This window comes from bacterium (assembly GCA_021108215.1).
GTDB lineage: Bacteria > Oederibacteriota > JAAXVQ01 > JAAXVQ01 > JAUVAV01 > JAIORK01.
The window spans coordinates 26,016-43,787 of the sequence record JAIORK010000006.1; the positions used below are offsets into that span (position 1 = coordinate 26,016).

A 17,772-nucleotide genomic window follows, 5' to 3' on the forward strand; every position below is an offset into this window, starting at 1 on the left:
GATTTAAAAATAAGGGCAAATCCCAAAACCCTATCCACAGATTCCACAGATTAACGCAGATTAAAAACTTATTTTTTTGAGTTAAAAACTTTTAATGCACTTACCCTTTTACGCTCTGGGCTGCACTTAATCTGTGTAAATCTGTGGACCATATTTTTAAATTTTTGCCTTTACGCAGCAGATTGAGTGGCACGTCGCGGACGCTGCCATTTGCGGTCCAGCTCCCGCCTGTCAATTCCGAGTCCAAGATAATTCAAAATATCCATATAGAGTCCAAACTGCCTTCTGCTCATCCTATTTGGAATCCAAAGAGTCCTTCCGGCGTTATCCAAAACACCTTTCTCTACAGAGACAGCATGACGCATTGATGCGGGTAACTGCCGAATAATTTCATTAAACGTAACCAGCATCGTTTCCAACTCTTGCTGCGCAGCTTGTTTCCCCGGACCTGCGGACATGGCGTTTATCCCGGAAAACTTACCTGCCAGCATGAACAACATTGTATCCGCCAGCTGCCCGGCATGTCTGCGATTTGCATTACGCGCAAACTGAATCGCATCTTTTTTAACCGATGTCAACGCATTGGGATCAAGGATGGCATGGGACAGCGTTGATTGCGCCAGTTCCCGGCCGATACGCGTATTCACGGCATCCATGGCAGCATGATAGCGCATGGTTTGTGTCCAGAGCATCATCCGGGCCATCTGGGCGGCAATGGGATTTCCAGACTGATGATACACCGCATCAGGCAGAAAAATATGCAACGTCCCCTGATCGCTTATCTCAAAATCACCCAACAAACTGCCTTTAACAACATGCTGCATAAAAGACCGCTTGGTTTCCGACAAAGGACGCACCCGAATACGTCCGGCATCAAACGACCGGGCGTTTAAAGCGTCCCCGAGTACAGCTTGTTTTTCCGCCAGACTCAATTTTCTTGTGCGCCGGGTGTCCGCATCTGTGGTGCCGCCGCGTATCGCAATTGCCAGCACACCAACACCTTGCAAAATAAACGCCAGTCCGTTTATGAAAAATGTCATCGGTGAACGCATACGGAAACCGGGACGCATCAACAATTGATAAAACCGGAGCCAACCGGGCCGGGTGCCGGTTAAAGAACGGTTGCTCATCGCATCCGGTGGAAGCATTTCCCGCGTAATCGGTCCGGTCAAAGGCTCACCCTTTTGTGCGGGCTCCCAAGCAATCTCCGCTTTGGCCAGCTCGCCGGGGGCCAGTCGGTTGAATTCAACGACACCATTGTAAATCAGCAGACTCCGTAAATAAGACCCCAATAATACTTGCGGTGACTCCGGTTGAAACTCGGGCGATGCATCATTGGCTGTGGTTGGTTCGATCTTCACCGGTTGGGGCAGATCAGCTGAAATATTCCCCATGGCATTAAAATGCTTCCAGGCCGTCTCCGGACTCATGCCGAAAACTTCTTCCAGGATATGCAGTTTGACATCCGGATAATCACTGATCAATATGTTCCGATAGGCAAAAACAGGCTGGGTATTGTAAAATTCGTTTTTATATTGATCTCCCACCCAACTGTCACCCACAAAAATAGTCACCTTGGACTCAGGTTGATATTTTTCCACAATATATTTAAACAGCAATTGATAGGTTCCGATATCCACCTCATCAATCACCAAAAATTCCTGCGTATCGTTCAAAATACCGGATGCTTTAATCTGCTTCCTGAGAATCTCCGTCATCTTACGAAATGATGGATTGCTCTGATGTTCCTGTTCAAAAAAAGCCAGAAGTTTTTCTTCATACTCGGCGTAGGTCCGGCTCTGTTCGGCATGGGTGGACGTCACATGCTGCAGCCATCCGAACCACTCCACACCCAGCGCATCCCGGGAAATAGTGAAAATCCGGGCATCCATCTGATCCGCCTGATCACCGGAAAGCTGCTGCTGATAATGGGCCGCTTCATAATGACTCCCGGCCGCCCGTGCCAAATAGATACGGCGTGCACCGGGCGCACGCAAGCGTCCGGTCAAATGATGTTTGCCGTCCGCATCTTTTTCCCAGGCAACATCCGCCTCAGCAAAAAAATTAAAATACGGGAGCGCTCGCCCGACCTTTTCAAGATCTCCAACCGAGCGATGTATTTCATTGGATTTCGATTCAATCGGCAGCAGCTGCCACTCACTTGTGATTGAAGCCAGAATGTCATCTCCCGGCCATAGTGCCTGCATAATTTTTTCCGTAAACTCCCCAAAATCCCTCTGTGGCCAACCTGTCAAGTTATTCAATAACGCCTCGGCTCTGATCTGTATTTTCCCGGCCAGTTCCGCCCGCGTAAATGCCCGGTAGACCCCCTGATCATCCCGCGGAAAATCTTCCTTTGCCAGCACCTGCCACTGTGTTTCCAGATTGCGGGAAGTTATTTTAGTTTCCACCCCAGCGACTACAACATCCGGCTTTTTTTCACCTACCGTCGGTAACTTTGCATCCTGCCGGTCTGAATTTTCCACCGTTTCAGTTACATCAAGTTCCACAAACTGCGCAATGGCCGCCTCATTGGCCTGGGGGTCAAAACTCCCCCGTGCCAGCCACATCTCGTATTTTGCAATGATACGCAGAATCAATTTCGCCAGAACACGCTGATCCTGCTTCTTTGTTTTCAACAACCGTCCAAACAGATCAATCGCCCGCAACTCCTGCTTGGCTGCATGCGCACGACGCAATTCAAATTTCATCTGTTGCAGAATTTCCTGCCGTGACCGGGTTAATTGATACGTATGCTCCGCTTTCAACTGCTGAACACGCTCAGCCATACCCGAATGCCGGAATGCTTCGGCAACCTGCTTACGAAAAACATCCCCGGCGCCGGTCTCACTTGTCATATAGAAAGCACCCATCACAGTCGTGGCTTGCAAATTAAGAAAGGCATTTTTCCTCGCCCCGCTCAGCATGGGCATATATTTATCAATCAAACTTCCCACCCGCGGGCGCAGTTGCTTATGCCGGGCCCGGCTGGATTTACCCACACTGCCGCGCATATGAATGCGCCGATAATCCAAAATCGGCTGATAAAAAAGCTGTATTAGCTTTCTTTCTTCCGGAGTCAGCTTCTTATCCAACAGGCTGTTGTAAATAAAATCAGCCAGATCATCTCTTTGCGCATAACGTTCGGCTTCTTCCCTGGGGAAACCGAGCAGCACCCCGAGCTGGGCAGGATGACGCCAGTCTGACTGACGGTTATTCAATCGCAGCATTCTCGGAATCATCGCGGGAATCACTGACCGGATGGCATCTCCTGTCATTCCGGTTTCCGGGAGCCAGTTCTGATAAAGATCGCTATTTTGTTCAATACGACGAACAACCGCAGACGCAGTATACAGAAATATGCCAAATCCGGAATGCTCCACACTTTGGACCCCCGGCCCGAAAAGACCGTGCTTTTGCATGGCACTTAAAATAGAAGTATCTACCGAGACTAAAAGCGCGGGTTTCAAACCAATCAAAAAAGCCTGTAAATTTCCGGCTTCCGCTCCCCATAACAAGTAATTTCTAATAGTATCTGTCGGCGCCGTCTCTATCAACCGGGCATAATACGCCACCGGATCGGATGCCAATACTTCCGTGTCAACCTCCCAGGTCTTGATGGCCGCCGCGTCGGCATCTCCGGAACGTGACGACAGACCGGGACGAAGGACATTACCGATCGCCTGGAAAAATCCGCCTACCGATCGTCCGGCAAATAACAATCCACTAATTATCACCGCCGTTATCTTGCCGACCTGTTGCCATCGAGCTTTTTTAAGTATGAAATCAACCACAAAGTGCGTCACCAGCCCAAACGCAATCATTCCCAGCAGAGGTATCCCAGTCAAGCTAAACGCGACATTGCCCGCAGCCAACAGCAATGAAATACGCGCATTGATTTTTTCCGTCCGGGTCAATCCTTGCCATGCAAAGCGGCCGTCTTTGAACAAATGCATAATCGGGAATAATCCCCATGCAAACCAAACAGCAATCATCGTGGGATCCAAAAATCCGGTCCACATGGCAATCGACGCTGCTGCCAGACCGGCAACACTCATGGGCACCGCTTCAACGAACCAAGCCCGGCGTTGATACTGTTCGCCCGTCCAATGCCACCGCTTCATCATATAATCCCGCAGCCAGGGCATCTGACCGCCGAAGTCATCAAAACGTTTTGCATCATCCTGACGAACCTGTTTCTCTTCTGATAGAAGCCCGGCAGCTACAGCCAATCGGGTGACCATCTCTGAAATTTCATCCTTATTGCTGACAATACCTGCATCAATTTTTACTGTTTCCATGCGTACCTGGCGAAACACCGTTACTATATCCGCCACAGTAATACGATTCGACAATTTCCAAACATCAATTTCATCAAACACTTTGTACTGCTGTTTCAACATATCCAACAGAACATAGACAACTTCCGCCCGCTCCAACTGCGGGATTTTTCTTATCCCTTTTTCTGCTGCACGCGGATCCAAAATACCAACCGCTTCAAATACATTAAGCAATTGACCAATATCTCGTTCCGCTTCGCGTATCACCGCAGTACTTTTCTTTTCTTCAAGCGCCGTCAATACTTCACTCGGTTTTTCAACATTACGATTTTGACGTCCCATGACCCGACGAACGGTATCCGAATCAAATCCCTGACCATAAAGTTTATTAAAAACAACACTATCCGCAATGGTCTGTCCTGATTGTTCAGCTTCACGCCGCAGTACAAAATACGCTTTTAGGCAAGCTGGTGCATTTCCGCGACTTCGAACATCCTGAAGAATCCTATCTTCAATATCAATAATTTTTCCGATTGATAGAGCATCTCGTAAAAACAAATCAACCAAAACCATTTGAATTCGGGAATCAATGTGCCTCATTTTATTATGAAACGTTTGAATTTCATGACGATTTGACAATTCCCTTCCTTGCTCATCAAAAGGTGTAAAGGAAGGATGTAGCGTCCCAAGCATTTCCTGTATGATTTTCTTTTCTTCCTTGGGCATAGCCCGATTGATTAAAACCAGGGCAAACCCCATATTATTTTCATCCAAAAGATGATCGGCTAAAAATACCGCATCCTCAAAGTTCATGCGGTGCGCAAGGACCCGGATATATCCGCCATATCGGTTATCACGCAGTCGTTTCAAAATTCGATTCACTGCCAAAGCCGCTTTAGAAAGCGGCGCAACTTTCACACGTTTACCCTGTGAGAGTTCAATGGGTTGTGCCCACTCAGAAAGACGATTCAAATCATTTTCAGGAAATGGATCTCCGTCCCAAGCTTGTACAATTTCACCTTTTTTATACTCAAGTGTAATCTCGTCAATCAAGGCTCGATATTGGGTAGCAGACCAAACTGGTCCAAAATGATCCAGGCTGCCTCCTTCCCCGGTCATTACCGACTTGACAATACAATCTGGATATTTATCAATAGTTTTTTCTGTATAATCACGCCCAATAATTTCCTGCGGCAACAGTTGCTTGCCGGCTTTTAAATAAACAATATTTCGCCCTTCCAAACGCCAGCCGTGTGCCAACCCGGGTCGCGCAAAATAAATCAGACGTGCATTGGGATCAGGACGGTTGATTTCATCATGAATGAACGGCTGGTCCGCCCAGACACGAAGAATAGTATCACCATCATATTCCACCACCAAATTATCCCGATTTTTAAATTTTCCGGGAATCTTTCTGACCGATTTCGAACCAATTTCAATCCCGTCTTTGGTAGATCGTACATTTTTCAAAAACCCGCAGTTATATTTGTTTTTCGTATGCTGCGCAAAATATTTACCAACAATTTTTCTAGGAAGATATTTCCCCTTTTCCAGAGTATATAAAACATTCCTGCCCAGCAACGTCCAGCCTGCTGCATGATGGGTCTCCTTAAACCAAACAAGCGGTATCGCGCGATCAACCGTCAAGTCAGTAGCTGTAAACGGATCTCCATTCCAGACACAAACAATTTCACCATTTTGATATTCCGCAACCAAATCAGCAGCACCCTTTAATTCCGGCAGATAGATATTCTGTTTTTTTGTGTCCCCAAGCAACAATTGACCATCAAATTCTGAAACTCGCACCTCTTTCACAATAGCGTCCGGATAATCCACCGCAGCTTCCTTAGAAAATTTCCCCGCAATCGCGACAGACTCTAATTTGCCGTTTTTTTCAACATAAAACGAATTGCGTCCTTTGATCCGCCAACCCTCGGCATAAACCGGTTCTGCAAACCAAATCAAAGGAACACTTTTATCAGGATTATCTATATCGTGTTTTGCGTAAGGATCCCCATCCCAAACACGAACCAGACGCCCCTTTTCATATTCAACACACAGATCATCCCGTCCGTTATACGCCAACCCAATATACCGTGGTTCTTTAGCCAGATCCAATTCTTTACCCGCATGAACATTTTTTAAAATAATACGTTCATGCGCATTTTTCATATCTTTTGTGAATTTTTTTCCAACAATCTTAAGAAAATTCATTTTGCCGTCCTTAACCGCAAACATAATTTTCTCACCTTCCAGTTTCCAATCTCCGATGTACTCTGTGGCAGTTACATAAATCATGGGGACATCAACATCCGGATGGCTTTTAAAATCGGTGGAATAAGGATCCCCGGCCCATGCGCGAATCACCTTGCCGTCACGATACTCTACAGTAATATCTTTTCGATTTTTGTATCGAGCATTGCGCTGCCAGAGTATTTTTTTTCCATGTGTCAATCCACCCAGACTATTCAAATAAACATTTTTAACAATACAATCAGGATACTGCACAACTGTGTCCTCCGAATAATCCTTACCGGTTTCTTTTACTGCGAAATAAGTGTTGCTTGACTCATCCAAAAGATAAATCCGGTTACGGCGAATGAGACTTCCAACCAAAGAAGCGGCTTTAGACACCAACGTGTCTTGTCCATCATTTTTTTGCATCATCAATACCGGCGATTGCCATAGTGGCACCGGTATGCCGAAATAGCCTTGAGGAGTAACGATTCTCATCATTTTCAATGGATTTTGAAATTCTATTTCCCACGGAAAACTTTTCATTAAAAAATTAGCAATAAAGTGCGACAGCAAACCAAAGGCAATCAAACCCCAGAATGGTACTGCTGTGAAGCTAACTGCCATATTGACCACGGCCAATGCAATCGAAAAACCCACATTTTTTTTCTCTGCTTGGTTCAATCCTTGCCAAGTGAAAGACCCGTCTTTGGCCAAATGCATAACCGGGAAGAGTCCCCAGGAAAAACGCACAGCAGCTGTCGCAAGTGCGGATAATCCGATTGCCGGATCTAAAAATCCGGTCCACAGAGCAATCGATACGGCTGCCAGACCGGCAACACCCATGGGCACAGCTTCAATCGCCCATGCCCATTTCCGATAGCGCTCGCCCGTCCAATGCCACCGCTTCATCATATAATCCCGCAGCCAGGGCATCAATCCGCCCATCTCCGATGGCTGAGTATCCGATTGCTTACGCAAATCATTGTAGCGCAATGCCGCCCGGGCAAACCGCTGCTTTGCATTGAATTCAATCGAAACCGGGGCAATGGACACGATTCTATCCAGTTCCATTTGCCGGATTACTTTTTCGAGATTTGCGGAAAATACTTCTTCAATCCCCGCGCCTTCCCAATCCAGATAATTTTCAGAATCCAATTTCAATTCAGAAAAAACCGATCGCGTGATATTAAAAGCCTTCGGAACGATGCTCCCCCAATATCGCTGGAAAACCATGCGCTCGTCTTCCAGTCCTTTGATGGCACCTTGTGCATTTTTTTGATCAAGCAACGCGGCGAATCGCGTTTGAACAATCCCGGAAAGAATCATCAATAAATCTTCACGATTAATAGTATTAAACATATCATCCGAAAGCGGCACAAATGTTTTCGTAATATATTGCAGCCAGGGGACCAGTGTTTTTTGGAACAAGCCGGTATACCGCTTTCCATACAATTTTTCCAACCCCCCGATTATATCTTCCCTTATAAAATGACTTCCACTCCCCTTAATGCCAAAAAACTTATAGCTAATTGTACGGTAATCAATCACTTGCAAGGGAAACAACCCCTGTTTTTCCCGTATCCTGTTTACCAACTCAAAATCCACATCTCCCAAAATTTTGTTGATTTGTCGTCTGTGCTGGCCGCTATAGTCTACAATTTCCTGCTGGGTGGCAATACCACCCAACATCTCCATCGCGGCAATTATTTCATCCTGTAATCGTTTGGTTTGGGTATCCAAAACCGGATAGAGGGGCAAACGGTTTTGCTGCATTCTTTGCTTATTCACCGATACAAAATCCAATTGGTTCATCACTGAAACAACAACATAATTCGCTTGCCGGATCGTCGCCGCAATTTCTTCTATTGTTGCACGCCCCCCCAGAGCCTCGATGGCATCCAGAACACGATTTTGCTGAATGGTAAAACCCAAACGACGGGTACGTTCCGCCCTTCCAACACGTTTATGATCAGGCCTTTTTTTCCAAACTTTTTTCTGTCCCTTCACTGTTTCCAGTTTATAGATAAGTGACGCTGTATCCGGTAGTTGAATAACTTCCCTATCCTGGTCACGATTCTCTGCCCAAACCTTCACAATCGTTGTTTTTCCATCCACCATTGCGTATTCCACAATAAAGTCATCCCGATTTCCATACGCTTCCCCAAGCTGAATATTCCCGCCATAATGGTTGATAAAACCGTTTTTGTCGGTATAAACTGATGCAACAAAGCATTGCGGATATTTTTCAATTGACTTCCGGGTATAGTTCGTCCCAACAATCTCCATTGGTTTCAATCGACCCTGGTCTTCCTGACAAACAATATTCCGCCCCTTAATTTTCCACCCCTGGGTATGCCTGCTTTCCTTAAACCAAATCAACGGGACATCGCGATCCGGATTATCCGGATCGCGATCTAAATACGGATCACCCAACCAAACCCGCACCAAGTCGCCATTTTCATATTCCAAAGTGAGTTCATCTTCTTGGGTAAGCCCCATGTGCGTATACCAATAGGTTATTCCACCATGCGTAAGACCACCCTCATGGGTCGGATTGACTTTTTTAACCAGGGCGTTTTTATAGTCTTGTATTTTGGATTTCAAATAATCAGGACCTACAATTTCCTGCACAATGTATTCGCCATGTTCCTCAACATAGACAACGTTTTCGCCGTCAATTCCCCAATCTTCCGCATCTCCCGGAGACCGGAACCACAACAACTTCGCTGAAGGATTTTTCTCATCTTTATCATAATCATTGGGGTAAGGATCACCCAACCATATCCGGACAATTTCTTTTCCAGCAAATTCAATACATACCGGATGATGACCGTATTTTTTCCTTGAAAAGACCGGCTTTTTATTATGGGTAAATATTCCGGCACCGTTTGTCCTCCCGTGTTTAACAAGGATGCCCGGATGATAGCTCAATCCTAATTCTTTTAGTAATGCTGGTAATTTTGCAAGGGGTTTTTCCAAAAACTGCCCGGCAATCTTCACGGGTAATCTTTCATTATTATGTACCACGTACATGACATTACGGCCGGCAATCGCCCAACCTTGCCCATCGAAAGGAGATGCAAAATATACCAACGGCACATTCCGGTCGGGTGCGTTTAGATCATCTCCGGGATAGGGGTCACCGGCCCAGGCACGAATAATTTTTCCCTGATGATATTCCACGGTTACTTCTGTAAACTTTTTCAATGTCGGGAACCGGCCCGCCAGATGTTTCAGTTCCGTCAATTTATCCCAAACCGGAATCCCGCCGTGAGTCAATCCTTGGCGCTTATTCAAAACGACTTTTTTAACAATCGCGTCCGGATAATCCACCACCGCCGTTTTTCCGTAGCGTCCGCTCAGGATGGCTTCCAGATAAAGCCGCCCGGCCGCATCCCGCTGATAAACAAGATCCTCAAATTCCGCCCGCTTGCCGCTGGGTATCTGTTGACATAAAAACGCTTCTGTTTTTTCCTGAATCGTCTTGGCATGGTTACGCAGTTTGGCGACTAATTTTTCCGAGTGCTTGATAATATGATGTTCAAGCTCCGGCGCTAAAATATGTTTGGCTTCCTCCAGCAATACCTGCGCTATTTCTTTTTCCGTTGCAATTTCAAAAATCCGCTCTCCCAGCCAAATTCCCGGTTCCGGTTCCGCTTGACCTCTACGGGTGTGTGCAAACGGACCTTTTTCATATAATGTGAATCGACCTTGTACAAGTAAAATATCCACTGTCCGTGCAATTTCCATCAATCTTTTTTTGGTTTCAGTAACAGACAAACCCAGCACCGGGGCAATATCCCGGACCGCAAATTTTCTGATAACCTTATCCAGGGCACCTCCTGGATGACGAATCGCGTCAATTTTCACCGGCACCGTTTGTGCTATGCGCAATTGGACTGTTTTTATTTCCGCATCGGATAATTTCCCCAAAACCGGTCTGACATTTTTCCTTTTCCCGCGATCCTCATAGGACACTGGATGAATCAAATTCTCCTGATCAACTGTAAAAACATTCCCCTTCATTATTTCGCGCGACAACTTCGCATTCGCGATGGTATGACCCGCCTGCGTCACGCTTATATCAGGCGAGTCCTCCGCCGACCGGGTGGAAAGCTTTTCACCGGATTCCGGGACACGGTTAAATGCATCTTCCGCATCATTGGCACCGGTGATTTTCAAAAAAATTTGTCCGGCCGAGGCCCGCAAATCAATCAACAATTCGTCCGTATCAAAGGTCATATGTCTGTCTGAGTAATCATAAAACTTTTCCAGCATACGCGCGCTCTGTTGCAAGGAAAACGCATCCATGGAAAAATGATGCCAATTTTTTCCCGTGAATAGAGCACCCAGCACAGGCACCAGCATACCTGTTTTTTTTCGGTACACCTGGATATAGGTTGCCTGCCCGGCCCGGCTGACACTATGCCCGGCCAAAAGATAGCCGCCTTCCTCCAGATCATCACCCATGCGGTGCAGCACCTCAGCGGTCCGGCCTTTATACATATAGAGCGTATTAAAACAGGTTTTTATATCTGCCTTGATACCGTGACCAAGATCAGCTTCCTGTAGATCAAAACCCGCTTTTTCAAGTTCCGCTTCCAGCGGTACTTTCTCCAATCCATAACCAAAATAATTTTTTCCTTGTTTATGAATGCCATTGAAAATACGGTTTACATTCCAGCGGGTGACAAGACTTTTCCTCACCACGGCACCACCATCTCCAAACACATCCAGCAGTTTCCCATCCCGGGTAAACAGCGAAAACCGCCCCCGGGTTTTTTCACGCAGCACATACGCCGGAACCCGTCCGGGTTTTTCCGCTACAATAATCCGATTGGCAGGATTTAGTGTTTTCGCAAAAGCAGTCAATTCGCCGGTGGTGACCATAGGCCAACCCGGTCCGATATCATTAATCATTACTCCCTTTTCCAGCAAAGAGCGAATCCCCGGCAGGGAGCCCATCAGGTCGTAGACCGCTTGCAAACGGTTTGCATAAGTCTTGACATATATCTTATCCCCACCGCGCAGAACAAAGAAAACCAAAGAGAGTGTTACCATACCGGGATAGGTGACAAATAAATCCCGGGGTGTGAGCCCCAACGGCGCCCAATAAAACAACAACGTCAGCAGGGCTGCATTACGCAAATTTTCAGAAAGCCTTAGTCTTCTCCCGAGCTTTCTCAAATCGCCGGTGGAAAATTGTAATCCAACTAGTTTTCTTAAAACGCGTCCGGCCCGCTCCTGAAAACGTGCCTCGCCTAAATACCGGAAAAGTTTATACACATACGTTCCCACGCTGCCAAACCCGCGTTGACCCAGATATAGCGGCACTAACTCGCGCAGCTTCAAATCCGCCAAAGCGCGCGACGGCATCGCATCCAGTTTAGCTTGCATTTCTCCTCTATTTTCCGACCGGATCATTGCAATATGCTCTTCTGAAAAAGCGGCGTTTTCCAGAATGGCCCGTTCATCGATCCCCAGACGTTGCTTGCCCGGCCAGACCACAGCCAGCATGTCTCTCTGACCGGATGCCGTCACCGGAAAACTAAGCGCCTGGTTGGGATGACTCCGGACAGCCAGAGCATCCACCTTGACAAGCCCTTCCCAGGCTTGATAATCGCCAAGTGTTTTTTCAACCCGCTGTTCGATTTCCTGCACAACCTTGGTCTGCATAAAATTATGCGCCACTGTTTTGGTGACAAAAAACAGCTCCAACAATTTCGAAAAAAGCCGTTCCCGTTCCGGGAGTTCTCCCGAATTAACCATCCGATGGGGATCGGCGACCTTGGGTAAAAAAGGTTCCAACGTAAAGATACGCTGCTCCTGGGAGAGGAGCTTTTCCAAGGGTGTCTTCCGATTGCGCAAGAGTGTAAAATAAGGATTCACCAGATCCTGGTGAGTCAGGCCGGGTTTGAGCGACAGCACCGACATCCCCTGCGCCTTCAAACCGGCCAGCACGTGTTCGGTATGAAATCCGCCGGTCACCAAAACCACCAGCTTTTCATTATGTTTTTGCATACGCTGCAAGGTATTTTGCACAAAAGCGGTGCTGCGTTCATCCGCCACCTGATAAAAATCCACTACCGCATTAAGAAACCCGTCGAGCATAAAAATTTCCGGCTCCATCTCCAGCTCGCCGGTCTTGTCATGGGCACGAATGAAATCAGCAAAACGCTGTACCTGAAAATCAGCGCGGTTTTGTCGGAAAACACCTAAGTCCTCCGGACTGCCGGAGATACTCATCAACTTCTCGATAATCACCAAGTGACGCAGATGCCGGTCCAAGGCACGCTGACCTGTGCCGGTATAAAAATAGTCGCGTAAATTATATTCCAGAATTTCCAATTCCTTAAAAAGTGCATCCGCATCTATTTGCGGTGTGAAAAATTCCCGGCGGTGTTTGGCATACATCACGGCATTGGGATAAATTCCAGGATCATGCCCCAGTTGACGCGCAATTTTCAGTAAAAAAAGCGTTTGTGTCAAAACATTGGTTTTTCCGTCCCGGTAAAGCATGCACTGATTATCAAATTTCAACAAACGGCGATTATACAGCACTGATTTAAGCGCATCCAGGCGGTCCCGCAGATCATAGCAGTAACCCTGCCCCTCGTCTTTGAGAATAAATTCAACCGAGCGTTTATTGCGTGCATAAAGATCTGCACTTTCAATACCTTCGAGCAATACCGGATGTTCACCGACCGCTGCGTAATACTCTGCACCGGAAAGCTTGCCTTTGCGAACAAAGTAATCGCTCACCTCGGTCCGAATTTTCTTGATGGGAAATGTCCTGATCTTGGTGGTATTGATGGGCAGTGCGGTTCCTTCAACCGAAACCAAATGGAGACCGTGTTTCTCAGCCAACAAATGAATAATCCTGGCAATATTCATCTGCACTTCATAGTTGCAATGCAAATCCTGAATATGCACGACCAAGCGGTTATCACCTTGGTAAAGGTGGTTCACAGTCCCTAATTTCTCGGGAATAAGCACTTTCTGATGATTAAAAAGCACAGAGGGCAGACTGCTTGGGAACGTCGCAGAGTCAAATGCCCAGGTAAGGTAGGGTAAAACAAAGGTCAACATCACAAAAATAGCAATCACCCTTACCCACTGACGGTATTGGGGATTATGCCAGACCATAATCGATGTCATTCCCGGTTTTGTTGTCAGCCTTTCGGGACCCTTACTTTCAAGCATCCATCACTCCCACATCACTCCATTTATTCGTCTATATAGTATAGAAAGATAATTCAAATATAGCATAGATATGATGCATCTACAAGCTGTCCACGTATTTTTTAATGCTTATTTTAAAAGGGTTTTCGTTGGCGTGATTCATTTCGGAACAATTATTTGTTTTAGCGTAAAAAACATCCCCAATTAGGAATATTTTCGATGATTACGTCCCCTGCTTTTCCAGCAGTAATACTTCATACATTTTTCTGACACGCTTAAGCATTTTATGAATTGATTCAAGAAAATGGTCCGCATCCGACTCAATCCCCTGCATCCGCTTGGCCAATGCGGTTAATTCCGATTTTCCCTGTGGCAGTGCATGGATCTGCCGGTCTTCCATGATTTGAAGATAATGTTCAACCCGACGCAAAAAAACATAATCATCAGCCAACTGCACTGCCACGGATTGTGTCATCAAGCCTGCCGCAGCCAGCAAGGATATCGCCTTGAGGGTATTGCCTTCCAATAACGAGTCATTGGCCGGACTATGAATCATCTGTAAACCCTGGACCAAAAATTCAATGTCCCGGATACCACCCTTGCCGCTCTTGATATCCAGGACACCCTCACGACCGTGGCTTTTTGCAATAGCATGGTTACGCATCATTTCAATGGATGTCACAATCGCTTCCCGGGCATGTTGGTTACGCAGCTGTGAACGGATCGACTCCAAAAGATCGCGGCCAAATTGCATGTTGCCGGCAATCGGACGCATTTTCAAAAGCGATTGAATCTCACCCAGAGAAGCTTCGGTTTGATAGTATTTCAACAAACTCTGTGCAGAAGGGATCAAGCGCCCCTGGATGCCATAAGGACGCAGCCGCAAATCGACACGGTAAACCGTACCCTCCTCAGTATACTGACTTAGATAGGCATGGACCATCTCCATAACCAACGCATAGGGGTCCTTGCCCAACAATTGCGCAAGCTCATCACGCCGGGCATTCCCGGCATCGTCACAAATACCTACCAGATCAATATCCGAACTGTAATTAAGCTCATGGCTGCCGAGTTTCCCAAACGCCAGAATACAAAAATGGTGTTGGGGTTCATCCCAATGGGCAGGCGGGACTTTACCGCTTTCACGCAATATCTCCCAAACCCGGTTTAGCACCGCCTGAACCAGCGCATCTGCAAGATTGGACAACTCCAGGGTTACATCCTGTAGCGACGCGCGCAACGCAATATCACGCGTCCCGATACGAAGCATTTCACGACGCCGATATTTCCGTAATTGGTTCATCCAGTCCTTCTCATCTTTCGCCTGGCGCCCCATCGCTTCCAATTCACCGCCATGAATTTCAGCAGTACGAATACGGTATAAATTGTCCGGATCCGTCACATACTCATAAAATCCAGGATTTTTCGCGAGTGTGTCCGAAAGAAACTGGCTGGATGAAAAAATCCCCAATAAAATTTCGAGCCGCATGGGTTGCGAATAAAGCCGTTCAAAATGATACTGCCGGTCGGAAATGTGATTGATAAAATGTTCCCAGTTATTCAATGCCATATCCGGATCCGGCTCATTTTTCAAAACATCGACTGCCAAAACAGCCAGCCGGGCAAACTGTTCCCGGGTCCCGGATTCTCCGGCTAATTTTCTTAAATTACGGTTTGCCCGCTCAGGATTACCAAACCCGGCAGCCTGCAAAATTTTATTGCGGACTTCCTCAGCGAGTTCTTCCGACAAAACAACATCAGCCGCATTGCCCATGGCGGGCCCGGGCAAAGAATCCCTCCCAAAATGACGTTCTACAAAAGCGCGCACCTCTGCTGTCCGCGTTTCAAACTCAAGATGCAATTGCTTTTCAGGTGCCAAACCTTCTTTGAGAACATACCCCAGCCGTTTGGCCAAATGGGTATATTCCATCGCCTGCAAAGGCGGCAAAAAGAGATCTTTGGCGGAACCGCGCAACATACGCAGCCCATTGATAAGATTGCGTAAAAATGCATTGGCCGAAATCAGGGATTGCATCTCCTGTTCACTTAGCACACCGGCTGCTTTGAGTCCTTTGAGCGCACGATGAGTGCGCGGAGTTCGCAGCAGCGGGTTGGCTTGTCCGTAAATGATCTGAAGTAATTGAACATCATATTCCAGATCAACCAGAGCACCCGGACTGAATTTCGCATTAAGGACATCCGGACGGGTCTTTTCCTTAAACTGAATCTTACGTAAATCCCGCAAATCAGAGATATTAATATTCTTGGTGGCATAAATAAATTCATCCCGCAGCCGTTCAATCCGCGAACCCAGTGCATGATCACCGGCAACCGCCCGCAACCGGACCAGCGCCAGCCGCTCGGCTGCGTGGGCAGGACCGTTCTTGTCATAATACCGGCATAAGCTCTCCAAAGAGCAGGCCAACGGCCCATCATTGCCAAAGGGACGCAACCTAAGATCAATATTGAAAATCCCTTCCCGTTTGGCCCGAATAAACTTCGTAAGTGTCTTGACCAGTAAATCAAAAAACTCCATATTCGATAGCTGCTTTTCCCCATCTGTGCTGCCGCTATCGCTATACACAAACATCAATTCGATGTCTGAAGCATACCCCAAAGCCGCACCGCCGAATTTCCCCAACCCTAAAACCGCGTACTTCGTTTCCAAACCGGCCACTGTGCGCGGCCGCCCATACTTCCCGGCCATATCCGCATAAATAATGGTGACGGCCTTGCGAATAATAACCTCTGCCAGAAAGGTCAAATTCTCACTCAAATTTCTAAAATCCGAATCCCGGGTCAAAATGTGATCTAAATCAAATAAAAATATTTCTTTATCCTTAAACACATTGAGACATTGCTGCTGTTGCGCAAATGTATGCGCATCCGCCAGCGCGCTTTCCAGCCGGTCCGGCAGCGTGACCGGCGATTCGGCAAAACGCCGCCCTTCCTCCACCTGCGGGCTCAGCATGGGCAACAAGGTCTCATATTGTTGCCGGATCATATCCTCCCAAAGAAAATCACTGGCCCCAAGCAACTGTGCCAATTCCTTGAGTATCTTCGGTTCCGTGAGCAATTCCATCCACTGTCCCATACCGGGCAGTTGCAGCACATCTTCAACCAATTTTTCAAAACGCATCAGGGCGGCATAAGGGTCAGGGGCATTGCCTATAAAATGTGTGAACTGCTTGGTAATTAAAACAGAAAATTTTACCTGATCAAGTTGCCCCTGGTCCGCAAGACGCTCTCCTTGTTCATTCACAATATCGATCAGGTCTTCGATACGTTTGTCTTGGGTCTGGATACGAACATGTTCAATCGATATTTTTTTAATCGAAAGCGCATTGCTCATGGCATAAAGAAAAATCGGGGTGTCCTGCGAAACCACTTTGAGGCGGGTAAATGCACCGGCCTGGTTGTCAATTTCAATTTCAAGCGGATAAAGCACCGGGGGATTCCCGATATGGAGTTCTTCCAAACGCCGGGCCACACATGCATTGACAAGATGACGCGCCTGCAAAACGGAGCGGTCGCTGTTTTTTTCCAGCAACAAAACAACTTCCCGTATTTTTTCTTTAAACAATGCAAACCATTCCGCCAACGGGAGTACCGACTCCACTGTTCCGACAAAATGATCGACGATCCGCCGCCTGTGCAGCGGATCAATACGCACCCGCTTCATCCGGCCGGGCCGAAGATGCACCGCACCCGCCTGCGGCAATGTGCTGACCCGAGCATACGTATGAATCCCGCCGGAGTGAATATTGAACCCCAGTCCGGATAAAAGTCCGGTAATCAAAGAAAATTCCGCGCTGTAATCAAACGCCAGTGTAGTACAGACAACCCGGCCATCCGGAAGCTGTTCTGTAAGTATTTCCACCGGATTGCTCGCGGACAATTTTGCCAGCCCTGTCACATGCCGGACAATCGCAGGCAGATCGAAACGCATGAAATAGCGTTCATCAAGACGATTGAGGTGGTTCTCAATCAGCTTGACATCAATATCCGGACAATCATGCAGCAGTTCATCAACGTGTGGTTTCAAGGAGCTTCCCTACCTCTTGGTGAATAC

2 protein-coding genes are annotated in these 17,772 nt (G+C 47.1%); both read right to left on the bottom strand.

Annotated features, from left to right (window positions below):
- Window positions 1-170 precede the first annotated feature (170 nt).
- On the bottom strand, window positions 171-13,721 hold the full coding sequence (locus tag K8S19_01165) for a hypothetical protein (protein MCD4812295.1): 13,551 nt from the start codon (window positions 13,719-13,721) through the stop codon (window positions 171-173).
- A gap of 202 nt (window positions 13,722-13,923) precedes the next feature.
- The gene (locus K8S19_01170; GenBank protein MCD4812296.1) at window positions 13,924-17,745 is read right to left on the bottom strand and encodes a glutamate-ammonia-ligase adenylyltransferase; all 3,822 of its coding nucleotides are present in this window, start codon (window positions 17,743-17,745) and stop codon (window positions 13,924-13,926) included.
- Between the last annotated feature and the right edge of the window lie 27 nt (window positions 17,746-17,772).